Here is a 24,188-nt window from a genome sequence, read left to right on the forward strand (position 1 = left end):
AGATGCATTTGATGAAAAATATTTTCTTGATCTTATTCTTTATCGGTACATTCCCATTTTTAGTAAGTGGTAATGATAGCATTCCCGTGGTAGAAGAACGACTGAAAATTCAGGAGGGAGTGGCTAGTTTTTATGGAAAAAAATTCCATATGAGAAAAACGGCTAATGGTGAAATTTATGATATGCGTGAATTAACTGCAGCTCATAAATACTTGCCTTTTGGCACTATGCTGAAAGTTACCAATCTTAAAAACGGTCTGGAAGTATGGGTGAGAATCAACGATCGCTTGCCTCAGTCTTCCAAACGTATCATTGATTTATCCCGTGGTGCAGCAGAGCAATTGGATATGATTCGTGACGGTGTGGTTAAAGTAAGGGTAGAGGTTGAGGATGAAGAGATAGTCATGCAGCTTTTGGAGCACTTTCAAGATGAAAAGCCTGAGGACTTACGTTTACGCCTATATGAAAATCCAATTGATGTAGAGTTAGAAAAACCGGTGATTTTTACCTTTCCTTTAAAAATGGAGCCAATGTTCATTTTGGCATCAGCCAGATAAAAAAAATCCTGAACCGAAGTCCAGGATTTTTAAATTTTTACTTTCCAAACACATATCGGATATTGAGACCGAAGCCTCCTGCTCGAAATGCGGCTGTTAGTTGTAGATTTTTTTGAAGGTATAAAGATTTTTTAACAAATGCATTTTGATTTCTAGTTAAAAACTTAGTTATTTAATGCTTTCAAAATCTACCATATTCTATGAAAGTCAAATTTCCGCATATTCTTTGGGTTTTATTTTTCCTTGCCATAGCATGTAAAGAAGAAAAACAAAAGGGCGAAGAAATCCCTTTGGAAACTTTCCGTGGAGAAGTAGCTGCCACACCGGTGCGGGTAGCTAAGGCCGAGCGAAAGTCTTTCGATTACTTGATCAATGCCTCAGGCAAAGTAGAGGCGAGCGAACAGGTCATGGTGGTAATTGAGCGAGCTGGTTATCTCTTAGAATTGAATGCCAAAGAAGGAGACTTTGTAGAGAAAGGTAAAGTGCTGGCCAAATTGGATGATACGGAAGCTAAATTAAAGTTGGAGAAGGCAAAAATAGCTTTGAAAAATGCACAATCTACTTACCAATCGGATTTATTGAGTTTTGAGACAATCCTGAATTCGGGCGATCAGCAAAGGATTACTCAAATAGAAGAGCAATTGAAAGCTAAAAGTGGCCTGTTTACAGCCGAGATTGATGTAAAAGAGGCAGAGATGGACTTGGAAAAAACCATTATCAAAGCGCCCATTAGCGGGAGAATAGCAGATCTGAAAATCAAGCGGGGAAGTTTGGTCAAGTCGGGAGACGAATTGATGGAAATCATCAGTTCAAATCGTTTGGAATTGAAAGTTAAAGTGTTGGAGTCCGATATTTCATTGATCAGCTTAGGCCAAAAAGCTGAAATTTATCCAGTAGGAAGTGCCGAGCAACTGACAGGATCAGTACAAAGTATCAACCCTAAAGTAGATGAAAATGGTTTGGTCCAAGTAGGAATCTTGTTAACTTCTTCCAGTAAATTACTGCCAGGAATGAATGCCCGAGCTATTATCCGTGCACCTCAAAACAATTCTTTGGTCGTGCCAAAGCAAGCCTTGGTATACCGTTCCCAGAGAGCTGTCGTATTTACTATCGATAAAAATGAATCTAAGTGGAACTATGTAGAAGTGGGGAAAGATAACGGACAGGAAGTGGAGATTCTTTCGGGGATTGAAGACGGAGCAACAGTGATTACTACCAATAATCTGCAATTAGCCCATCAAGCACCTGTACAAATCGTAACTGAATAAGCAATGGTTAGATTTTTACTCCAAAGGCCTATTGCGGTCAGCATGATTTTTATAGCCCTGATGGTTTTTGCGGTGATTGTTTTCCGCAGCTTGCCCATCAGCTTGCTACCACCGATTGATGTTCCTCAGATCGTCATCAAGGTCAATTATCAAAATGCATCCCCTGAGGCTATCGAGCAAAATGTATTGTCACCGATTCGAGAGTCTTTGATGACATTGAACGGCTTGGAGGATATGGAAAGTAAAGCGGGCTCGGAAGTGGGGAATGTGCGTTTGACATTTGATTATGGTACGCAGATGGAGTTGGCTTACATAGAAGTCAACGAAAAAATTGACCGCTTGACCAATAACCTCCCCAGTGACCTTCCCAGGCCTCAAGTCATCCGAATCAATACAAATGATATTCCCATTATTCGGGTACAAGTAATTCCTAAACCAGGGTTTGATTTTACCGAAGTCAGCTTATTGACGGAAAATGTACTCAAAAAGCGCTTGGAACAGTTGGAAGGGGTATCCCTGGTGGATATCAATGGACGAAAAGAGCGTGTCATTGCCGTAACTCCCAATATCCCTGCTTTACGGGCCTTGGGCATGACTGCTCAGGAAGTCATCAGTGCAATCCGCTTTGGGAATGAAGAATTACCAGGAATTTCGGTGGAGGATGGTCAGTTTCGTTATTACTTACGATTAGCAACTCGTGTGAATAATCCGGACGATATTGCTCAACTCCCTGTGACCTCTAAGGATGGGGTAACTATTCCCTTGAATAGAGTGGCTGATGTGCGTTATGAGATAGCAGATGTCTTGGGCCACCATCTGTATGGCATGGATGAAGGCATGGTCATTACGGTACACAAGCAAGCTGCTGCCAAAATGAATGAACTGGTCCCCAAAGTATATGAGGCAGTTGATTTATTCAAAGTGGATTATCCGCAGGTTGATTTTGAATTGACTCAAGATCAGTCTGTATTGCTCAATGCAGGAATCAGTAATCTACAGACTTCTCTTTTGTTTGGGGGGATGTTTGCCTTTGGGGTCTTGTTTATCTTTATGGGGAATTACCGTATGCCAATAATCATCGGTGTTTCTCTTCCCGTATCCTTATTGATTAGCTTTTTGGTTTTCTATTTCTTTGAGGTGTCCATCAACGTGATTTCTTTGTCCGGTCTTGCTTTAGGTTTGGGGATGTTGATAGACAATTCCATTATTGTGCTCGATAACATTACGAGGAAACGCAAGCAAGGACTTACGCTTTTTGAAGCTTGTGTAGCAGGGGTAAATGAAGTGATGTCGGCCCTAATCAGCTCTGTATTGACAACTTTGGCTGTTTTTGTGCCTTTGGTGTTCCTGAGTGGTATTTCAGGTGCTTTGTTTAAAGATCAGGCGATTTCAGTAGCTGCGATCTTAGGTGTATCCTTGATGGTAGCATTTATTCTCTTACCTATGTTGTACCATTTGTTTTTCAAAAGTACCGAAAGCAAAGGTGTGCAAGGAGAAGACAGTAAACTGTTTTTATGGGTTCTTAAAGGCTACAAGCGTTTGTACAAACGGATTTTTGCTGTCAGAAAATTGAGTTTTGCTATCTTCTTGGTATTAATCCCACTAGGTTTGGCGCTGTCCCAGCTTTTGGAAGTCAGAGGGCTTCCCCCCATTGAAAAATTCGATGCAGTGGTACAGATCAATTGGAATGAACCTATCGGAGTAGAGGAAAATAAAGAGCGGGTGCTCAAACTTTTGGGAGTATTGGAAGGAAATTATGCACAAGCGGAAGCAGATGTGGGTGTCCGTCAGTTCTTGTTATTTGATGGAGAAAGCTCCCTTCAAGAGGCAAGTGTGTATTTCTTGTTTGAAACGCAGGAATTGAAGGCTCAAAAAGTGGGAATGCTAAATCAGTATTTAGACTCCCAATACCCCAATGCTTTCTTTGAAATCACAGATGCTCCCAATGCCTTTGATCAGTTGTTCAATACCAATATTCCTTATTACGAGGTTCGCTGGAAGGATCTAGTATCCAAGAGACCTGTGCCAGAAAGTAAAATGGATGGCTTGTTGGAGCAGTTTCCTGTCAGCGAATTCAGTAGAGGACCAGGTTTGCAGAAGGAAGCTTCTGTGGTATTCCGACTGGATGCGGGGAAATTGGCACTTTATGGCATCCCTGCAAATGACTTGCAAGAAAAGGTAAAACAGCTTTTCGGTTCCTTCACGATCACGGATATTAAGAGATTTGGAGAGATTACCCCGATCAAGTTGAAAACTGAGCGTGCTGACTTTGAGCGCTTGCTCAGGTCCAATGTGCTGATAGGGAAGGATGGGAATGAATATGCGCTTAGCAATTTTATCAGTTTTGATTATGAAAATCATTACAAGTTTGTAACAGCAGATAAAGGCGGGATATATCAATCGGTACTGCTAGAAGATTCGAACCCTGAGCAATACACAAGTGAAATCATGTCGTGGGGCGTGGAAAATAATTTGGGTGTCAGTTTCTTTGGGCAGTATTTCAAAGATCGGGAGACTATCCAAGAGTTAATTGGGATATTGTTGATTTCAGTGCTTTTGCTTTACTTCATTTTGGCAGCCCAATTTGAAAATTTCCTTCAACCCCTGATTGTGATATTTACTTTGCCTCTAGGGATTGCAGGTGCATTTATTGTGCTGTTGATTACAGGCACAAGCTTGAATGTGATGTCGGCCATAGGTCTGGTAGTAATGTTGGGGATCATGGTGAATGATGCGATCCTGAAAATTGATACTATCAACCGTCTTCGAGCCAATTACCAAGAACAGTTTTCTGTTCAAGAAGCCTTAGAAAAAGCCTTGTATGAAGCTGGAGAAATCCGACTCAAGCCAATCTTAATGACATCCGTAACCACCATCTTGGCATTGCTACCCGTCGTATTTAGTGCCGGTCTCGGAGCCGACCTCCAAAGACCATTGGTCTTTTCGGTAATCGGAGGTTTGACTATCGGAACGTTTACAGCTTTGTATTTCGTGCCTTTGGCGTATTGGGTTTTGGTGAGAAAGGATGATTGAGGAATTAGTGGACAGTGTGGAGTGAACAGTGCCTAAAAATTAGGAATAATAAAAGAATCAAGAAACAAGAGCCAAGAAACTATAAAAAAGTAACAAAAAAATCAGTGTAAACCATGTAAACCAATAATTGAGCAAAAGCGAATAAGAAGAAGAAAGACTCAATCCTACCAGTTAATAAAGTGGAAATGGAAAAGCAAAAGTGAAATTGCCGAAATTCAGTGTTCATTTCTCTAATTTCTAGCCTCTCGTCTCTCGCTTCTAGCTTCTCGCATCTAAAAAATGTCTTCTTTCAGAATCATCATATCGTTTGTAGTCATCAGCATCATAGGATTTGCCTTGGTGCCCAGGCTTTCGGTGGATCTCAATCCACGGGACAGGGAACCTGTGCTCTCGATTTCCTACTTTGTACCCCGTTCATCTCCTGAATTGGTGGAAAAATTGGCGACATCCCCTTTAGAAGGTGCATTGTCTCAATTAGCTGATCTGAAAAAAGTCAACTCCGTATCCAACTATGATCAGGGTTCCATCACCCTGCGTTTTGATAAAAATACGGATATGGAGTTCAAAAAATTTGAAGTTGCCTCCATCATCCGACAGGTATACCCCAATTTGGATCCCAAAGTATCCTATCCAGTAGTCAGGCAATCCGAAGAACGCAAGGCAAATGCCAAAACACCGATTTTGACCTACTCTGTCAATGGCCCTTTTGCCTCCTTTGAAATCAAAAAAATAGCAGAAGATGTCATCAAGACTTCCCTCAACAAGTTTGAGGAAATAGAAGAAGTAATCGTTCGGGGAGCCAATGACTTGCAATTGTTTATCACCTATGATATCAAGCGCTTACAACGCTATCAGCTGAACAAGTCAGATTTGGAGTCGGCTATTCGGGGAGCATTTGGGGTGAATTATCCGGGTGCCGTTGTGAATACGCGTAATGAAACACTTTTTATCCAACTTGACCGATCCCTGACTTCCTTGAGTCAATTAGAACAATTGCTGATCACAACCAAGGAAGGGAAAGAGGTCTACTTAAAGGATTTAGCTCAACTTACCTTAGAGGAAGCCGAACCCACATCTTACTATAGGATTAATGGCAATAATTCCGTCACTGTAGCAGTAGTCAATCGGGATGGAGTAAACAAAGTATTACTGGCCAAGGCTATCAAATCCGCCGTGGAGGAAGCAAAGAGTCTTCTTCCTGCTGGTTTTGAAGTGCGTTTGGAAAGTGATGATACAGAGTTTTTAGAGAAGGAGCTAAATAAAATCTACAAGCGCTCCGGTCTATCTATCTTGATTTTGATTGTATTCATATTTTTGATCAATCGCAACCTCAAGTACCTCACTACGCTGTTTTTAGGGATTGTGGTCAATTTGAGCATTACAGCCTTGGTTTTATATGTGTTGGGAGTGGATATACATTTGTACACCATCGCAGGGCTTACGATTTCATTTGGATTGATTGTGGATAATGCCATTATCATGATTGATCACTTGCATAAGCATAAAAACCGGAAAGTATTTTTGGCTTTGTTGGCGGCTTCACTGACGACAATTGCAGCCTTGATGATCGTGTTCTTTTTGCCGGAAGAAGACCGAAAGAACTTAACTGAGTTTTCGGTGGTGGTAGCGGTAATGCTTGCGGTGTCTTTACTTGTGGCATTGTTGTTTACGCCGGCGATGTACGAGTTACTCTTTGGTGGCAAAGCTAAATCCGGTCGAAAGCTGAGCATCAAGCAATTGCGAAGAAGGGTGCGTTCCTTCAATGTTTTTAGTAAAAGTATTGGATTTGTAGCCAACTACCGGAAAACCTTTATTTTTCTATTGCTTTTGCTGTTTGGATTTCCTGTCTTTTTCTTACCCAACAAATGGGAAGGACAGGAATGGTACAATAAAACCATTGGAAGTACGGTCTATCAGGAAGACATCCGACCTCATGTAGATAAATGGTTAGGAGGCTCTCTGCGAATGTTTGTTAGGGGGGTATTTGAAAAGTCATCTTATCGAGAGGCTGAGAAAACCCGCTTATACGTAACTGCCCGTTTGCCTTTTGGCAATACCCTGGATCAGATGGATTTCATCATGCGGGAGTTTGAGGGATTCCTGAAAGGCGTTGCGGGTATCGATCAGTTTGTGACTTACGTACGCTCAGGACAATCAGCTCAAATCATCATTACTTTTAAAGAAGAATATGAAAAATCAGCCCTGCCCTATCAATTGAAGGGGAGGCTTTCTGTGAAATCAACGGATTGGTCAGGGGCTCGTTGGACAATTTATGGTGTAGGACAAGGATTTTACACAGGAGCAGGTGGTGAAGGAATTCCTTCCTTTCGAGTCACTATGAAGGGGTATAATTACGATGAACTTGAGCGGCAATCCGAAATTTTAGCTGAAAAACTATTGCGTCATAAACGTATTCAAGAAGTCAATACCAATGAGCGATTGGGTTGGGATGAGCAAAAAACAGAAGAATATGTACTTCGCTTGGATCAAAACGCCCTCGCTTTGGGTAGAACCAATCAGTTTGAAGTTCTGAATGCACTACAGGATGTTACCAAGCCAACAGGACCTGCAACTTCCCTTACTTTGGAAGATAAAAATTATGGGGTTGTTGTGCAGGAAAAAGAATCCCAACAATACTCAAGATTTGATTTGCAGGAAAATAGCCTGATCAAAGATGCCGATAAGATTTTCAAAGTGAGCAATTTTGGCTCATTGACTAAGGAGTTTACTACCAATGCGCTTCACAAAGAGGATAGGCAGTATATCCGGTTGGTAGCTTTTGAATACATGGGTTCTGCCAAATTTGGGAATGAATATTTAGATGAAGTGCTGACTGAGATGAAGGCGACCATGCCTATAGGCTATTCTGCATCTAAGCAGACTTGGTCCTGGAATTGGGAAAAAGCCAAGAGGCAGTACTCCTTGATTTTGGTATTGATTGTGGGAATATTCTTCATCACATCTATTCTTTTCGAAAATCTCAAACAGCCATTCTATATCATTGTCATCATTCCCATTGCTTTTATAGGATTGTTTTTAATTTTCTCGCTCTTTGATTTCTATTTTGATCAAGGGGGATATGCTGCATTTGTGTTGCTGGGAGGCCTGGCGGTGAATGCTGCCATATTTATTGTCAACGACCTGAATAATCGTAGAGAGGGTCTGTACAATCGGAATGTGATCAAAGCAGTCGCAGGAAAAGCTATTCCGATTATGCTCACCATCCTATCTACCTGTTTCGGTTTGATTCCTTTTATCATGGAAGGTCAAAATGAAATATTCTGGTTTTCTCTGGCTATTGGGACTATCGGAGGCTTGATTTTTAGTATCATCGGTGTATTCATTGCCCTTCCGGTATTTCTGTGGAAAAAAGTAAAGCCGTCCCAAAAGACGGCTTGATAGAAAAATAGTTGGTTTAGCTTTGTTCAAACTAAACTTCAATTTCTGTGCCAAGTTGTGCTTAAAGTATCAGAAAGAAGTTGGGTTTTTAATCCTCTGAGTATATCGGCATCACCACCCCAAAGCCTAATTGCAGGAGTTGAAAGGGTGAGCGGGTAGGATGGTAATCGAAGGTGCGGGTATTGGGATCAAAAGAAGTGTCCTGTCTGCGGAGGAAACTGACCGGTCCGGATTCGTGATATAGCAATCGGATCTCAGAATATCCTTTTTGAGGATTTTTAAAAGGGATTTTTATGCCTCCACCACCTCGGTAGCCCAAGACCCAATCGCTGAAATCCCTGCCTTGCTCAAATGGTTCAGCAAACCGTGTTTCTCTGATTTTATAGCGGGTATAAAAATAATTGGCTCCCATCTGTACTTCAATAAATGGAATTACCCGTGCATCTAATTCAAAGGTATAGCGAAACACTCCCATGAATGTCAAAAGATTATTATTCCTACGAATGCGTAAATCCTGATTACTGGAAGCGAATAAATCATTTCTTCGCTCCACTTGCGTTCCATAAATGCTGTACCCAAGATTGATACCCACTTCTATGGGCTTGAATGGTGCTTGGTAGTACCCGGCTAGATTCAACTCAGGAAAAAAAAGTGTCCCCACTTTGTTTTGTAAGTCTCTGACGGGCATGCCTCCATTGAATTGGAGAGTATATAAAAGATCCTGTGCCTGAAGCTGAAAAGGCAAAAGCAACCACCCAATGATCAACACAGGAATAATACGCATCTTAATAGTTTTTCAAGGTGATGAGTTTTTCTTTGAACCGCTGAACGGGTAGAAAGTTTTTCTCCAAACTTGGAGCAAAAGGTACAGGTGTATCCAAACTCCCTTCCCGCATAACCGGACCGTCAAGGTATTCAAAACAGTTTTCTGAAATCCAGGCACATATTTCAGCGCCTATTCCTCCCGTATTACAATCTTCCTGAAGGAAGATCACCTTTCCGGTTTTTGCTACGGTTTCTTTGACAGCCTCTTGGTCCCATGGTAAGAGCGTTCTTAGATCAAGAATGTCCGCTTGAATGCCCAACTCTTCTACTGCTTGCAATGCCCAATGCACACCCATGCCATAGGTGATGATACTCAATTCATCCCCTTTGGCTGATAGCGCTGCTTTACCAATGTGGACAGTATAATAATCTTCAGGGATTGCTGCGCTTATAGAGCGGTACATGCCCTTATGCTCAAAGTACAAGTATGGATTAGGATCTTCAATGGCTGCATTGAGCAAGCCTTTGGCATCATAAGGATTGGAAGGATAGACAATCTTCAATCCCGGTGTGTGGAAAAACCAAGCCTCATTGGATTGGGAATGGAAAGGACCCGCTGCAACTCCTGCACCCGTAGGCATTCGGACCACTACATCGGCATGTTGTCCCCATCGATAATGGATTTTCGCCAGATTATTGACAATCTGATTAAATCCACAGGTGACGAAATCTGCAAATTGCATTTCTACCATAGCCTTGTAACCTTTGACGGACAAGCCAAGGGCTGTTCCAATGATGGCACTTTCACATAAAGGTGTGTTTCTAACGCGCTCTCTTCCAAATTTCTGCACAAACCCATCGGTGATTTTAAATGCACCTCCGTACTCAGCAATGTCTTGTCCCATCAATACTAAGTTTGGATATCGCTCCATAGATTGGTTCAAGGCATCTGAAATGGCATCTATAAATCGTTTTTCCTGAGTATTGCTGCTTTTTGGTTCAATTACTTCTTGCTGATAATGCGCATACACATCACGCAATTCTTCCTTGGTGTCGGGCTCGATAGCAGCTTCTCCAAAAGCAATGTCTAACCCTTGGTTAATGGCGGTTTTGATAGCGCTATTGATAGCTTCTTTCATTTCAGGAGTCAATATCCCGTTTTCTTCCAAAAAGCGTTCATAATTATCCACAGGATCTTTGAGCGTCCAGGTTTCCATCAGTTCTTTAGGAACGTACTTGGTTCCAGATGCCTCTTCATGTCCACGCATGCGGAAAGTGATGGCTTCTACCAAGACGGGTCTAGGATTTTCTCTTAGGTCTTCTGCCAATGTTTTGATAGTATCATACACTTCCAAAACATTATTACCATCTATCCGGATCGCTTCTATACCATAGCCGGGCGCTTTGTCTGTAAAATACTCCATAGCGAATTGCTCATTGCTAGGAGTGGAAAGGCCATAACCATTGTGTTCGATCACAAAAATCACTGGTAATTTCCAAACAGCCGCTACATTTACCCCTTCATGAAAATCTCCTTCCGAGGTAGCCCCATCACCTGAAAAAACCAAAGCAACTTTAGATTCACCCGCAAGTTTATGGGCCAGTGCTATCCCGTCCGCTATCGCCAATTGAGGACCCAAATGGGAAATCATCCCTACAATGTGATGTTCTTTACTCCCAAAGTGAAAAGAACGGTCTCTTCCTTTGGTGAATCCTGATTTTTTTCCCTGAAACTGAGCAAAGAGCTTTTCCAAAGGCATTTTTCTTCCTGTAAAAATCCCCAAGTTTCTGTGCATAGGTAAGATGAATTCATCCTCTTCCAAGGCATTGACAGCACCTATGGAAATTGCCTCTTGTCCCCATCCGCTAAACCATTTGGAGATTTTTCCCTGCCGGAGAAGAATTAACATTTTCTCTTCAATGCGCCGGGGCATTACTAAAGAGCGGTATAAGTCCAGCAAGGTTTCATCGCTGTAGGATTTGCGGTCAAAGACCATGGGAGTGAGGGCTAATGCTAGGTTGCTCATAGGGTTTATTTTCTCGGAATTTACGGATTAGTCGGGTAATCAGTTCTCAAGCCTTTGTAATCTTTCCATCAATGGTGGATGGGAATAATTGACAAAAACATACCATGGGTGTGGGTTTAAGTTACTAAGAGAATTCACGGAAAGCGTTTTCAAAGCTTCTGCCAACGGTTGCCCATCATAAGTGGTCTTGGCATAATGGTCTGCTTCAAATTCATGCTTCCGGCTCAGCATATTCATCCCAATTCCCAAAACCATGGAAATAGGAGAAAAGAGCATCGTGAATCCAATGATATTTAAATGTATGGCCATCTCGGTTCCTCCCAAAGCCAAACTCATATTGGTAGAAAAAATAAATTCTGAGAGGATAAATAAGAGGAGTCCAACCTGAAGAATGGAAGTACTCATGCCCCAAATGATATGTTTTTTCTTGTAATGCCCGATTTCATGGGCTAGCACAGCCACCAATTCGTCCGGTGTATGTTGCTCAATTAAGGTGTCATACAGCACGACTTTCTTTCTCTTGCCAAATCCAGAAAAGAAAGCATTGGCTTTGGAAGAGCGCTTGCTACCATCGATCACAAAAATGTTGTTCAAGGGGAAGTTTACTGATTGGGCGTAGGCAAAAATTTTGGATTTGAGCTCCCCTTCTTCTAAAGGAGTTAATTTATTGAATAAGGGTAGAATCCAGGCGGTATAAAAAAGATTGACACTAACCATAAAAATGATGGAAATGATCCAAAACTGCCACCAAAAATCCTTCCCAATCTGATGAATTAACCATAATAGCACAAACAACAATCCCCCACCGATGAGGATGGATAGCAGGTAGCCTTTGACCTTGTCGGAGATGTAGGTTTTTAAACTGCTTTTGTTGAAGCCGAATTTTTCTTCGATAACAAAGGTCTGATAGTAATCAAAAGGAATAGATAAAATGTCTGAGCCGATAAAAATCACTCCAAAGTAAAGGATGGAAAGGGAAATAGGGTCGGAAACAATTTCACGCAGCCAAGAATCAATCAGACCAAAAAAACCCAAATAAATCAATGCCAAGGTTATCAAAAAGGTAAAGGTCCCTGTCACCAAACCAAATTTAAAGTTTGCTTGCTGATAGGATTTGCTTTCAGCGATTTTGTCCATGCTTATATATTCAAGCAAACTTGTTGGAATAGCGGGGATGGGTTGCCTGATATTTAGAAAGCTTAAGAACTTTTCAAAAATAAAGCTAAGCGAAAGCACCCCTACGAGTAGGTATGTTATCCAATCGGCATCCATGATTGTGTTTTAGAATTTTGGACAAGGAAGCATGGTGTCCCTGCTTCTTAGCTTCGTTCGGTTTCGGTCTGCTAGGAGCACGGAAACGCTGATTTCGTGCGCTCCGCCTGATTGAATTCCCAATTGGGACACCGTATAGTCAAAGCTGTACCCAACATTGAGACCTGAGGGCAAATTGACACCTAGCATCATAACGATGGCATCTCGGTTACTTTGGTTTTCTATAGGTCTGTATGGCAGCCCTCTGTACCACACGCCAAATACGATAGGTTCAGCAAACACATAAGCACCTACATCTAATTGCTCGAAAGGTCCTTGTCTTTTGTAATTGACTGTTGGTACAAAATAGCGCTCTTTGAAGGTGTGCGTAAAGTCTGAGCGGTATCCGCCTGTACCCAAGGAAATACGATAACCTGCATGTAGGGAGTACTTAGCGGGTAATCTGCTGACCCCATCGAGGAATGATTGATTGGGTTGATTTAAGTGGTCAGCAGAGAATCCAAGCCAAAAATTTTCCGTGTAGAATAACCCACCTGCCGACAGTGAAAGCATGTTAACTGGATCTCCTAATCCAGCTATGTCTGTTCCTGGTAAAGTCGGCCCGGTAGGATCCGAAGGATTAATCATGTTAGCAAAAATCAGATTTTCAAAGAATCCAATTTCTCTTCTCATGTAGCTTGCACGAAAGCCAGGTCTAAAAAATGCACGTTCTCCAAGTCGTAGTTCATAGGAATACAAGGCAGCTAAAGTTGTTGACCGTAATCTAGCTGCGCCTTCTGTATCACTCATGACTAAGAATCCAACTCCTGAGTTATAATCATCTAGGTAAGTGTCAATGTAGGCGGAAAAAGTGGTAAATTGAGCATTTAAGCCAGGCCATTGGTTTCTGTAGTTGAATCCAACTCGTGGTAAAAGCTCCGAGCCTGCAAATGCAGGGTTTAAATAAAGCGGCGCCGCATAGTATTGACTATATTGTGGATCTTGTGCAGTTGCTTGGAAATACCCTAGCGCAAGAATAATAATCAAAAAAAGACGATATATTTGAGACCTTTGCAATTAAAACTTCGTTTATTGTTAAACTCAAAACATTAGGGTAACGAAAAATATTCTCCCATGTTTTGAATGCAGCGTGTAAATTATGAAAAGGCTATATAATTCCATACATTTTAGGTTAATTTTTAACGGCATATGCGCAGTTTTCTTTTTTTTGCATCCAGAGATTGGCTTTTCACAAGGATTCAATGGAAACGAATGGATATTTGGATACTGTCCGACTGCTTCAACTAACAGTTATCTCTCTTTTGGAAGAGGTGAGGACCCCATCGTGCGTGATTTGCCAAGCAGCATTGTAATCGGGTCCGAAACAGGTATTGTAGATAACAATGCGGTGATGATTGACCCCATTACAGGTCAAGTATTGTTTTTTACCAATGGAATTCTTGTTTACAACTATGATAATGAAATTATCACAGGAGCTCCTTCAGGAATCAATGGAATCAATAATGATGCAAGGCAGGCAATAGCAATTGCCACGTTGAACTACGATCCAGAAGGTGACCGTTTGTTTTATATTTTTTACCGCACCCCCACAGGTCAGCTGCAATATGCAGTGGTCGATATGAATGCACCGGGAGGAGCCTTGCCTAATCAGCCACCTCTCGGTGCAGTGACTACCCTCAATCAGACAATCGGTACAGTATCCGGAGCGATTGCAGTTGTGAAAACTCCCAATAGCCCCAATTACTTGGTAAATTACGATGGGGGGAATCTTGTCGTCAGGAGAATTGAAGCAACCCAAGGAGATTTTACAGAAACTGCGAGTATTCCGCTTAACTTCACACCCAAAGCGATCATTTTCAATGAAAGTACCAATCAGTTGATACTGATCCCAACTGATCTAGGGGAAGATATAGTGTTGATTGAATTGGATACGGCAGATGGTTCTCTCGGTTCAATCAGCACGGTGGAGCAGTCAGGTGGAGCCGATGCCATTGAAGGAGCAGATCTTTCTCCCGATGGTGAGTTTTTGTACTTCTCTAGAGGAAATCAACTGTTAAGAGTACCTACAAATGAATTGACAGCTGCACCTGAAGAGGTTCCCATTCCCAATACACCTCACCAAATTTATGATATCCGTGTAGGACCTGATGGTAGATTGTACTATATCTACCAAGAAGAAGCGGGTGGCCCATTTTTAATAGGTAGAGTGAATAATCCGGATGAAGAAGAATTGGACGAGTTGGAAATAGAAGAGGACCCATTCAATGGAGTGGATTTTTGTGGGACTGTTTTTCCTCAATTCGCCCCGAATCAGGATATCAATCCTACCGTAGATTTTGATTGGGAACCAGAGATCCCATGTGCCAATAATCCTATTCAGCTGACCTCTGAAATTACGCCATTAAATTACAGACCGGTAACTTTTCAGTGGACTTTTAATCCACCTCTTGAGAATGAAGATGGACAGCCAGTAGAAATTGATTTCAATCAGGAACATTTATTGATTCCAGAGGAGGCAACAACCGGAGAAAGTATTAATGTGACTTTGACTGTAACTTTTGCGGATGGCTCTACTTTAGATGTGGAGAAATTGATTACGCTCCGTGAGAATAATTTGGAAGCCAATTTTACTCCACAAGATACTACCATTTGTGCGCCGAATTGTATTGATTTGATGCCATTATTAGAGGCGCAGCAAGGTGGTGGAGAGGGGCCAGGCGGTCCTGGTGGTCCAGGCGGGCCGGGAGGCCCTGGAATTGGTGGTCCAGGTGGTCCTGGAGGGAATTTTGAATATTTCTGGTCCAATAAAAGAGAGGAAGGTTGGGGGCCTGAGGCGCCTAATGAAGTTTGTCTTCCTGGATTATACTGGGTGTTAGTTAGGGAAGTTGGGTCTTCTTGTTATGCATATGCTGAATTTAGATTGAGAGTATGGGATTTAGATGATCAAAGTAATGGAGTATGGCACTTTGGAGATGGTGCCGGCTTGGATTTCAATCCAGACCCTAATGATCCAAGCGCGCCAAGTCCTAGACCAATTTCTCACCCGAATAATATACCTGCCGGTACTGCAACAATCTCTGATGAAACTGGTCAAATCCTATTCTATACGGATGGTCAAACCGTGTGGGATTCGAATGGTAATGTGATGGAAAATGGGGATAATATCGGTGGTAGTAATCAGACTTCCCAAGGGGTAATTGCTGTGCCTGTTCCGCAAAACCCGACGATTTACTACGTATTTACTACACAAGCTACTGGTACAGGGAGTAATGAGGTGCGATTTTCCGTAGTTGATTTAACTGCCGAAAATCCAACTGGAGCTGGTGCGGTGACCTCAAGTAATAACTTTTTATTCAGCCCTGCCACGGAACAAGTGGCAGCGTTAGCTACGGGTGCTACTAATTGGGTTCTTTTCCATGAATTAGGCACCAATACTTTCCGTGCTTATCCTTTGACAGAGTTTGGAATTGGTCAGCCTGTATTTTCTTCTGTGGGGTCACGTCATGGATTTGGAGCAGGGGTGGGCACGATGAAATTTAGCCCCGATGGTTCTCAGGTAGCGGTCACAATCAATGATGGAGCATGTAGCCGATTAGAAATATTTGATTTTGATATGCAATCAGGAAGATTAACGGAGTATGCACTTTTAGACCTTGGTTGTAATAATGAAGATGTTTATGGTGTGGAGTTTTCTAATGATGGTAGCCGGGTGTTTGTAAGCTATCGGTCTGGTTCAGGAAGAATAGAAGAATTTTTAATTCGCAATCCAAGGGCCGATAATAGTGAAGGCGATCCTTTGACTTGTGGAGACTGTTTTGACAACGCTGGCACCAGGCAAGAAAGAGAGCAATGTATTTTAAATTCAGCTATCAGAAATACGATCACTACAGCTGGACCATTTGGAGCAATTCAAATCGCACCAAATGGTCAGATCTATGTAGCTAGACCGGGGCAAAGTACAATTACATCTATTTTAGCAGGCTCAGGATGCAATACCTCAGTCTATGATGAAATGGGAGTAGATCTAATACCTGGCACAAGTATGAACTTAGGCTTACCGTCTTTTGCAGTACAGTCAGGTAGCAGTATTCCTGAACCTGCTCTAGAAGGCCCTGAGCGTTTGTGTTTGGATCCGGTAGAAGGAGCAGAAGCAGAGTTTGGTGGAGGGGGAGAGCCAGATATTGACTCTTATTTTTGGACCATTGTACACGAGGATGGTACAGCTGATGTTACACGTGATGGAGGGGCAGGAGAAGATTTTCAGAATTACATCCATAATTTCAGGAGACCAGGTAATTATACAGTAACCTTGGAAGTTGATCGGTGCGGGCAGCCATATGAGGAATTTACTATGGAGGTACTTGTAGTTGCAGTTCCAGAAATTACTTTGCCAGACGACGCAGTTCTTTGTGTAGGTAGTCCGATAGAACTGACAGCGATTGAGGGATACGATCATGCGGATGGATTATATGATTTTGAGTGGAGAAATGCAGCAGGTTTTCAAATCGGGGATATCAACTCCAATACTATCGTAGTGGATTCGGAAGATATTTACACAGTTACTGTTTCTTTCCGTGTTCCTGAAGGTGTAGATCCTGCTTTGTTTGATAGATGTCCGGCTTCACGTTCCATTTTTGTGGGTCCTGCTTTTAATTTTTTTGTCAATTTGTCTCAGGACGAGGTTTGCTATGATGATATAATCGTGACCTTTGCACCAAATACTCCAATTTCCGGGGATTGGTTCTTTGAATTGCAAGGTCAGCCTGGGAGAGTATTTTTGGTTGAAGCTTTCGAATTGGAGTTGAATCCTCTATTGCAACTGCCTGGTCCAGGAAGTTATGATATCATTTTCGTTACTGAGGACCCTTTGGTTCCAGGTTGTTTGATTGAAAAGGTAACTGAGATTGTGGTTCACCCGCTTCCCTTACTAGAATTAGTGGTGCTCAATGACTCTGATTGCGTTTTGGAGGATGGTGTGTTGGAGGTCACAGCTTTAACAGATATCCAAACATTGACTTTGATTGAAACAGGGCAGGTTGTGAATAATATATCCGCAGGTACTGTTTTGCCGCTTTTTGTGGATTTGGGTCCTGGTATTTACACGTTTGAGGCGATCAATGAATTTGGCTGTTTGAATGTGCAAACAGTCATCATTCAGAATAGAAATGCTCCTGCTGGTCTGGAGGATTATGTAGTAACAGCCATAGATGAGTCCTGTAGCACCTCAGGGGTGTTAGATGGGCAGATAGTGCTAACGTTCCCTACAGCTCCTGTATCTTTGCTTGGTGTGCGCTACCGAATTGTCCGGTTAGGGGATGGTAGGGAATTTACGGATGATTTGGCGACAGCGGCAACGGCAGATCCTTTGGTATTTATAGTGGATGTTCCTTATGGCGAGTATTCCGTTGAGCTATTGGACGAAAATGACTGTCCTATACCTTCGGAAAACACCGTGGTGGTTGAGCGGAAGTTTCAAGTAGATTTCTCAGTTCCCAGCAATGCAGTGGCCTGTGAGCAATTTGTGTTTACCCCAACTTCTGCTGTTCTTCTGAATTTTGATTTGAGAGCGGCTAGCAATCCATCTGTCCCGATTCCACAAGGAGCTGACGGTACTTTTGTTTTGACCGAGTCTGGTGAATATATTTTGTTTGGTTTTGATCCTGCAGATGAGGATTGCCCTCGTGAGCGCCGATTCTTTGTCACAATTAATGATCCGATTCCATTTGATTTGCTTGGTCCTGCGATAGATGACTGTGCAGAGGGTTTATTTTACGAGGTGGATTTATTTGGAGCTAATCCAGCAGATTTTCTAATATTCTGGAGAGATGATGCAGGCACTATTGTGGGGAGAAACCCGATTTTCTTCCCGAGAGAGGTGGGAGTGTTTACCTTGGAGGTACAGCCTCGTTTGGGTACTCAATGTGAAACCAATGAAATTTCTTTCACCGTTACTTCTGTATTGGGTCAGGTAGATTTCTCCGTGGAAGCAGAAGCGATCTGTGACCCTGAAGTTCCCGCGGTGATTAGGTTAGTAGGAGATTATGAGCAGGCAGCTCTCATACAGTGGTTTAGAGTAGCAGGAACAACTAATACACTACTTCCTCAATTTAATAATTTTAATTCTATTGAAGTTGATCAAGAAGGTATTTATGAGGTGGTTCTCTCAGATGTTTTGTGTGAGTTGGGGAGGCAGCGTGTGCAAGTAAGAAGATCCACTGGTATAGCTCCTGTTTTAATGGATCGATATACTATTTGTCAGATTGAAAATGTAGTTGAGATTTTAGAGCCTGGAATGTATGAGAGTTTTGCATGGTACTTAGATGGTAATCTTGTATCCGATGAATCAACTTTTGAACTTAGAGAAGCTGGAACCTATAGATTAGAAGTTTTAGATGATGTTGGCTGTGCTTTTGTGAGGGAGTTTGTAGTTGAGGAGGATTGCAGGTTACTGGTAAGAGCTCCTGATGCTATGATTCCAAGTGATAGTAATAGACAGTTCCTTGTTTATGCCAATAATTTTGTTGACAATTTGGAAGTAGCCATTTATAACCGATGGGGTGAATTGATTTTTTACTGTGAAACAAGTGATGTGTCAGCTGAACAGCCGGTATGTCAGTGGAATGGAATGTATAGAGGGAAAGTTGTTCCTGTAGGAACTTATGCAGTTGTGATAAGGTTCAGTAGTATACAACAGGGTATTACCCGAACCCAGCGTTCTGCTTTATTGGTAATTGAGTAAATTTTAGAAAAATGATTACACTAATTTCACCTGCCAAAACATTAGATTTAAGTACTCCTCAACAAGAGTTTGCCACACAGCCCGACTTTCAAAAGGAAACGTTTGAGTTGGTCGGAATCATGAAAAAGCAAAAGACAGAGGACTTGATGAAGTTAATGGGTATCAGTGAGAAATTAGCTGAACTGAATGCCGCTCGCTACAAGGATTTCAAAAAAACCTTTGACACCGATAATTCAAAACAGGCATTGTTAGCTTTCAAAGGTGATGTGTATACCAAAATAGATGTAGATAATTACTCAGCAGAGGATTTTGATTTTGCACAGCAGCACTTACGCATTCTTTCTGGTTTATATGGCTTGCTAAAGCCGATGGACTTGATTCAGCCTTACCGTCTTGAAATGGGTACAAAGCTTGAGAACAAAAAAGGCAATAATCTGTATGAATTTTGGGGTACCCGAATTGCGAAAGCTATCAATGAAGCTTCCAAAGGGGCTCCTATTGTCAACTTGGCCTCTCAGGAGTATTTCAAAGCAGTACATACGTCTATCATTAAATCTGAAATAATTTCCCCTGTTTTTCAGGAATATAGAAATGGGAAATATCAAATCATTGGCTTGTTTGCCAAGCAAGCAAGGGGTTTGATGACGGATTATATCATCAAAAACCGCATCCAAGATCCTGAAAAGCTTAAGCTATTTAATGTAGAAGGATACGAATGGGCAGGTGATGAAAAGGAGTGGAAGTTTGTTCGTTAATATTCTGTGTATTGATCCTCAATAAATTGAATGTTGAGGCTTTTTTTAGATCTTGATTTTTGTGTTAAATTTGGTACGATTTTTAGTGATATTAAAATTCCACCTTTCAAAAAATGTTTCGTATCCAGAGAATTTTTAAGATATTGAAAAATACATTAAGCATCTTTTCCATGATCTTAGTGGTTGGTGTTTTACAATCTTCCGGTAGGAACTCATTTAACTATGCTGTAAATGAATTTGGGATTGTTGGCTCTGACAAGATTTGCCTACTAACTGGCAACACACTTGAGGAGTTTTTTGGTGGAGGGAATCCTGTGACAGATGTTTATCGATGGGAAATTATCGAACCAGATGGATTGATACGAATCTTTCAAGGAGGGGGGGCATTTCAGGTATTAGCTTACACGTTTTCCAAGACGGGGAATCATTCCATTAAGTTATCAATCCAGCGAGGAGGTGTCCAGATTTTTTCGGATGAAAAGACGGTTTCAGTTGTTCTAGGGGCTCCAGGTATTCTTGAAAGTACGTATTTACTTTGTGAAAATCAAGATTTGTTACTTCGTGCCATTGATCCTAATTCACCAGACGTAGATGATTATTTCTTTGAGTGGAGAAAAGATAATGTGGATCTAGTAATCTCAAATAAGAATGAATTAGTTGTTTCTGATGCTGGTAAGTATTCTTTAACTTACTTCTTTATAGACTCAGATGGTAATCGAGCATGTGAAAATTTTTTGAATACAGAGGTTAAACTTGCAGAAGACTTTGAATTGGAAATAAATGGGGTTATTTTTTGTGAAGGAAATGAGGTAAGGATAAGGCCTTCAGAACAGAATAGTGGTGCATGGTTTATTAAAAGAGAGGGAGAAGATAAAATCTTTTTAGGTAACCGAGAATCTTTGGAATTAAATACTTCCGAACTTCAAGGTTTCGGTGAATATACCATTTTTTTTGAGGTGAGTAATCCTTCAAATCCCACATGTTCACTTGAAAAATCAGTACAGTTTACTTTTAATCCATCTGCGCTGGTCTCTATTGAGTTTGTGAAAAAAGTTTCTGATTGTACAGCTAGCGATGGAAGTCTTTTGATCCGAGCTCTTACAGATATTGACTGGATGTATTATGTCATTGATGCGGAAAATGAACAATTTAGCCCTGGATTTTCATTATTAGAAGGAGAAGAGAAAATCCTTGAAGGTTTGTCTTCAGGTGTCTACATTTTTGAAGCAATAAGAGCGGGATGTATCAATGCTTTTTCGAGTGTAGTTCCTTTAGAAAACACACCTCCCAGTTTGGTTTTTAGTGTTGATCCAGATTTAATAGTGCCTGAAAGATGCACAACAAACGGAAAAAGTATAGGTTCATTTACAGTCTCTTTTCAGATACCTCCTGATGATCTGCGCTTTGAATTGTATAGTCCGAGAGGTGTGCTTGTTAATTCAGGGGAGTTTGATAGCGAAAGCCAATTGGATTTTGTTGTTGAAGTTTCGGGAGGCACATACTTTTTAGAGATATTTTCTTTAATTGAAGACTCTGATGATGAGTCTTGTAAAGTTCCAAATACTGTGGAAATTGAAGTTCTAGGCTTGCCACAAGTTGAATTTTCAGTTCCTGAAATCATTAATTTTTGCAGCAATTATGAGTTAAAGCCAAATTTTGACACCAATCAAAATTTGGAGTTTTCATTGATTAATCTAGATGATGATAGTGTAGAAGAATTAGTTGGAGCATCTTTTCTGATAGAAAAAGAGGGTAGGTATGCTTTAACGGGAAGAAGCTTAGACTTCCCTGATGATATTTGCCCAAGGAGAATTGAAATAGTAGCGACTAGCGTGGAACCTGTTATTTTTGAGGAGTTGTTTGTTTCACAAGATTGCCAAGGTAATCAGATTTGGGAGGTAGAGCTCCAGAATTACGCTCCTAATCAAGTAAATGTAAGATGGTTTGATCCCAGTGGACAACTTGTAAGCACAGGGCTCAGTATGCGTCCTGTGACTTTTGGTGATTACAAGGTTGAGGTTCAGCCCATCAATATTCTAGGGGCCTGTCCAGATTCATTTAGTAGTTTTTTTGTTTCTGAACCTGTCTTATCCGTAGATGTAGCATTGAATTCAACCCCGTTATGTCCATCTTTACCAGACGCAAGTATTTCATTAATTTCTGATTTCGATAACATTGGAAGGATAGTTTGGAGATTTTTTGGTAATGAGGGTCAAATCGAAGAATTGGTTTCTTTTGAAAATGAACCTGTGATTATTGGTTCAAAAGCTGGTATTTATGAGGTTGCTGTGTTTAATTCACTCAATACTGCATGTGAAATAGGGCGAACTTCCATAGAAGTTAATCAAAGCAGTGATTTGACTGATTTTGATGTTCCAATGTCATTATTAACTATATGTGAATTTTATGACTGGACACCTACAACAGATTTTGAACTTGAATTTCTTTTGATTTTTCCTGATGGAAATGAAGAAGTTAAAATGAAGGGAGATTCCTTTAGGTTGAATCAGGCAGGGGAGTATCTTCTGAGAGGAATTCCAGTAGGGCCTAGCAATGAGCCTTTTTGTCCAATTGAAAAGAGTTTTGAAGTTGCGCTAGTTAGTCCGATAAACTTTAGTCCAGAATTTATAGATAGGGATTGTGATGGTTTTTTTACTTACAGTGCTAACATTGGTCAAGTAGATGCCTCTTTAGCGACGTTTTACTGGAGAAATTCCGCTGGTGAGATTGTAGGCTCCAATCAAATTTTTCAAACAAATATACCTGGCATTTATACATTGGAAGTACAGCCTCTTGGAAGTATTCCTTGTGATGTTGTCCTTCAGAGTTTTGAAGTTGAAGAACCAGTTTTATCATTAGCAATAGAATTAGAGGCTGATCCTTTTTGTCCAGAGGCAAACTTTACACTCATTAGAATTAATGAAGTAGATTCTGAATTATATCAAGTGTCTTGGGTTTTTATAAGTCCTTTTAACAACATCGTCCCTTTAAATGAATTTGAAGGTGAAATAGAAATTGCAGTAAATCAAGAAGGGACATATGAAGTAACAATTCTAGATGATATTGGATGTGTTTTGGCCTCGGATCAAGTGTTGTTATTAAGAAGTTCAGACCCGATTCGACCTACCATTAAAGAGCGATATCAAATTTGTAGAGAATATGAAATTGGAGAGCTCATTAACCCTGGTAATTTTTTGGCTTACAGCTGGATATTGGGCGAGCAAATACAATCTAGTTCAAGTGTTTTTAAACCTCAATTGCCAGGTGAATGGAGTCTTATAGTTACCAGTTTGGAAGGTTGTGATTATCAAGTAGATTTTCTTGTGGAAGAGGAGTGTGAATTAAAAGTCACGTTACCGAATGCCATGATATTAAACGATCCTGCTAGAGATTTTCGAATTTACACAAACTATTTAGTTGATGAGATTGAGGTTTATATCTTTAATAAATGGGGTCAACAAGTTTTTCATTGTAAAAATAGTGACGCAGTTAATTCTATTACGGCATGTGAATGGGATGGTTCTTATGGAGGAGAGAAACTTGTCCCAGGGGCCTATGCAGTGAGAATTATATATAGAAATGTAGGAGAGAGTATTACGAAAAACCTTAATACCACGCTAACTGTCTTTCAATAGTTTAAATTAATTTTCATTCAGGCTTTTCATTTATAGTAATGCTTTTTTTTCTAAAAATAATAGCTATATTTGCACTCCAATTTCCTATACTAGCTAAATACACATATGTACGCAATTGTTAACATCGCAGGAAAGCAGTTCAAAGTAACAAAAGATCAGTATGTCTATGCACCAAAAATGCAAGGCGATGCTGGCGCTTCCGTGGAATTTGATCAAGTATTGTTGGCAGAAGACAACGGTACGGTATCAATAGGCGCTCCAATTATCTCTGGCGCAATGGTATCTGCAAAAATTGTAGATCACGTTAAAGGTGACAAAGTAATCGTTTTCAAGAAGAAAAGAAGAAAAGGTTACAAAAAGAAGAATGGTCACAGACAACAGTTTACTAAAATTTTGATTGAAAATATCACATTGTAAGATTTCTTCCGAAATCATAAACAACTAATATTATGGCTCACAAAAAAGGTGTCGGTAGTTCCAAGAACGGTAGAGAATCACATTCCAAGAGACTTGGTGTGAAGAAATTTGGTGGTGAGGCAGTAATTGCCGGTAACATCATCATCAGACAAAGAGGTACAAAGCATCACCCAGGTGACAACGTAGGTCTAGGAAAAGATCATACATTGTTTGCCTTGACGGATGGTAAAGTTCAATTCAAGAAAAAATTCGATGGCAAGTCTTACGTTAGCGTAGTTCCTGCTGAAGCTTAAGATTTCGAAAAACTTATATAAACCCTCT

General features: G+C 40.9%; 13 protein-coding genes. 9 read left to right on the forward strand and 4 right to left on the reverse strand.

The features are described from left to right. Window positions 1-11: 11 nt before the first annotated feature. From IE080_RS06250 to IE080_RS06265, 4 genes are all read left to right on the forward strand, one after another. On the forward strand, window positions 12-557 hold the full coding sequence (locus IE080_RS06250; RefSeq protein WP_189579608.1) for a septal ring lytic transglycosylase RlpA family protein: 546 nt from the start codon (window positions 12-14) through the stop codon (window positions 555-557). A gap of 200 nt (window positions 558-757) precedes the next feature. Further along, window positions 758-1,825, forward strand: a complete 1,068-nt coding sequence (locus tag IE080_RS06255; protein WP_189579609.1) for an efflux RND transporter periplasmic adaptor subunit — start codon at window positions 758-760, stop codon at window positions 1,823-1,825. Window positions 1,826-1,828: 3 nt separating this feature from the next. Continuing rightward, window positions 1,829-4,858, forward strand: coding sequence for an efflux RND transporter permease subunit (locus IE080_RS06260; protein ID WP_189579610.1), 3,030 nt, complete (start codon window positions 1,829-1,831; stop codon window positions 4,856-4,858). Between the two features lie 279 nt (window positions 4,859-5,137). Beyond that, window positions 5,138-8,257 carry an efflux RND transporter permease subunit gene (locus tag IE080_RS06265; RefSeq protein ID WP_189579611.1) on the forward strand — a complete coding sequence of 1,040 codons (3,120 nt, stop codon included), beginning with the start codon at window positions 5,138-5,140 and terminating at the stop codon, window positions 8,255-8,257. Window positions 8,258-8,345: 88 nt separating this feature from the next. Here the strand turns inward: IE080_RS06265 and IE080_RS06270 are convergent, their stop codons facing one another. From IE080_RS06270 to IE080_RS06285, 4 genes are read right to left on the reverse strand one after another with little or no spacing between them, the layout of a single operon-like run. Then, window positions 8,346-9,041, reverse strand: a complete 696-nt coding sequence (locus IE080_RS06270) for a hypothetical protein (protein ID WP_189579612.1) — start codon at window positions 9,039-9,041, stop codon at window positions 8,346-8,348. A gap of 1 nt (window position 9,042) precedes the next feature. Further along, a complete protein-coding gene (locus tag IE080_RS06275; RefSeq protein WP_229800524.1) occupies window positions 9,043-11,049 on the reverse strand; it encodes an alpha-ketoacid dehydrogenase subunit alpha/beta in 2,007 nt (668 codons plus the stop codon). A 39-nt stretch (window positions 11,050-11,088) separates the two neighbouring features. After that, the gene (locus tag IE080_RS06280) at window positions 11,089-12,321 is read right to left on the reverse strand and encodes a M48 family metallopeptidase (protein ID WP_189579613.1); all 1,233 of its coding nucleotides are present in this window, start codon (window positions 12,319-12,321) and stop codon (window positions 11,089-11,091) included. Window positions 12,322-12,330: 9 nt separating this feature from the next. After that, window positions 12,331-13,377, reverse strand: coding sequence for a PorP/SprF family type IX secretion system membrane protein (locus IE080_RS06285; protein WP_189579614.1), 1,047 nt, complete (start codon window positions 13,375-13,377; stop codon window positions 12,331-12,333). An 82-nt stretch (window positions 13,378-13,459) separates the two neighbouring features. Here IE080_RS06285 and IE080_RS06290 point away from each other — a divergent pair, with 82 nt between their 5' ends. From IE080_RS06290 to rpmA, 5 genes are all read left to right on the forward strand, one after another. Then, window positions 13,460-19,060 (forward strand): T9SS type B sorting domain-containing protein, encoded by a 5,601-nt coding sequence (locus IE080_RS06290; protein ID WP_189579615.1) that lies wholly within the window; start codon window positions 13,460-13,462, stop codon window positions 19,058-19,060. Between the two features lie 11 nt (window positions 19,061-19,071). After that, window positions 19,072-19,815 (forward strand): peroxide stress protein YaaA, encoded by a 744-nt coding sequence (yaaA, locus tag IE080_RS06295; RefSeq protein ID WP_189579616.1) that lies wholly within the window; start codon window positions 19,072-19,074, stop codon window positions 19,813-19,815. A 551-nt stretch (window positions 19,816-20,366) separates the two neighbouring features. Continuing rightward, entirely contained in the window at window positions 20,367-23,450 is a 3,084-nt protein-coding gene (locus IE080_RS06300) for a T9SS type B sorting domain-containing protein (protein WP_189579617.1), read from the forward strand. 105 nt (window positions 23,451-23,555) lie between these two features. Then, entirely contained in the window at window positions 23,556-23,867 is a 312-nt protein-coding gene (gene rplU, locus IE080_RS06305) for a 50S ribosomal protein L21 (protein ID WP_189579618.1), read from the forward strand. A gap of 32 nt (window positions 23,868-23,899) precedes the next feature. Then, entirely contained in the window at window positions 23,900-24,160 is a 261-nt protein-coding gene (gene rpmA / locus IE080_RS06310; RefSeq protein WP_189579619.1) for a 50S ribosomal protein L27, read from the forward strand. Window positions 24,161-24,188: the final 28 nt, after the last annotated feature.

It is taken from the genome of Mongoliitalea lutea (assembly GCF_014652135.1).
GTDB classification, from domain to species: domain Bacteria; phylum Bacteroidota; class Bacteroidia; order Cytophagales; family Cyclobacteriaceae; genus Mongoliitalea; species Mongoliitalea lutea.

Coding starts and splice junctions, on each gene's coding strand:
- IE080_RS06280 (WP_189579613.1), bottom strand. CDS start 12,321: ATGGATGCCGATTGGATAACATACCTACTCGTAGGGGTGCTTTCGCTT.
- rplU (WP_189579618.1), top strand. CDS start 23,556: ATGTACGCAATTGTTAACATCGCAGGAAAGCAGTTCAAAGTAACAAAA.
- IE080_RS06260 (WP_189579610.1), top strand. CDS start 1,829: ATGGTTAGATTTTTACTCCAAAGGCCTATTGCGGTCAGCATGATTTTT.
- IE080_RS06255 (WP_189579609.1), top strand. CDS start 758: ATGAAAGTCAAATTTCCGCATATTCTTTGGGTTTTATTTTTCCTTGCC.
- IE080_RS06290 (WP_189579615.1), top strand. CDS start 13,460: ATGAAAAGGCTATATAATTCCATACATTTTAGGTTAATTTTTAACGGC.
- IE080_RS06250 (WP_189579608.1), top strand. CDS start 12: ATGAAAAATATTTTCTTGATCTTATTCTTTATCGGTACATTCCCATTT.
- IE080_RS06270 (WP_189579612.1), bottom strand. CDS start 9,041: ATGCGTATTATTCCTGTGTTGATCATTGGGTGGTTGCTTTTGCCTTTT.
- yaaA (WP_189579616.1), top strand. CDS start 19,072: ATGATTACACTAATTTCACCTGCCAAAACATTAGATTTAAGTACTCCT.
- rpmA (WP_189579619.1), top strand. CDS start 23,900: ATGGCTCACAAAAAAGGTGTCGGTAGTTCCAAGAACGGTAGAGAATCA.
- IE080_RS06275 (WP_229800524.1), bottom strand. CDS start 11,049: ATGAGCAACCTAGCATTAGCCCTCACTCCCATGGTCTTTGACCGCAAA.
- IE080_RS06265 (WP_189579611.1), top strand. CDS start 5,138: ATGTCTTCTTTCAGAATCATCATATCGTTTGTAGTCATCAGCATCATA.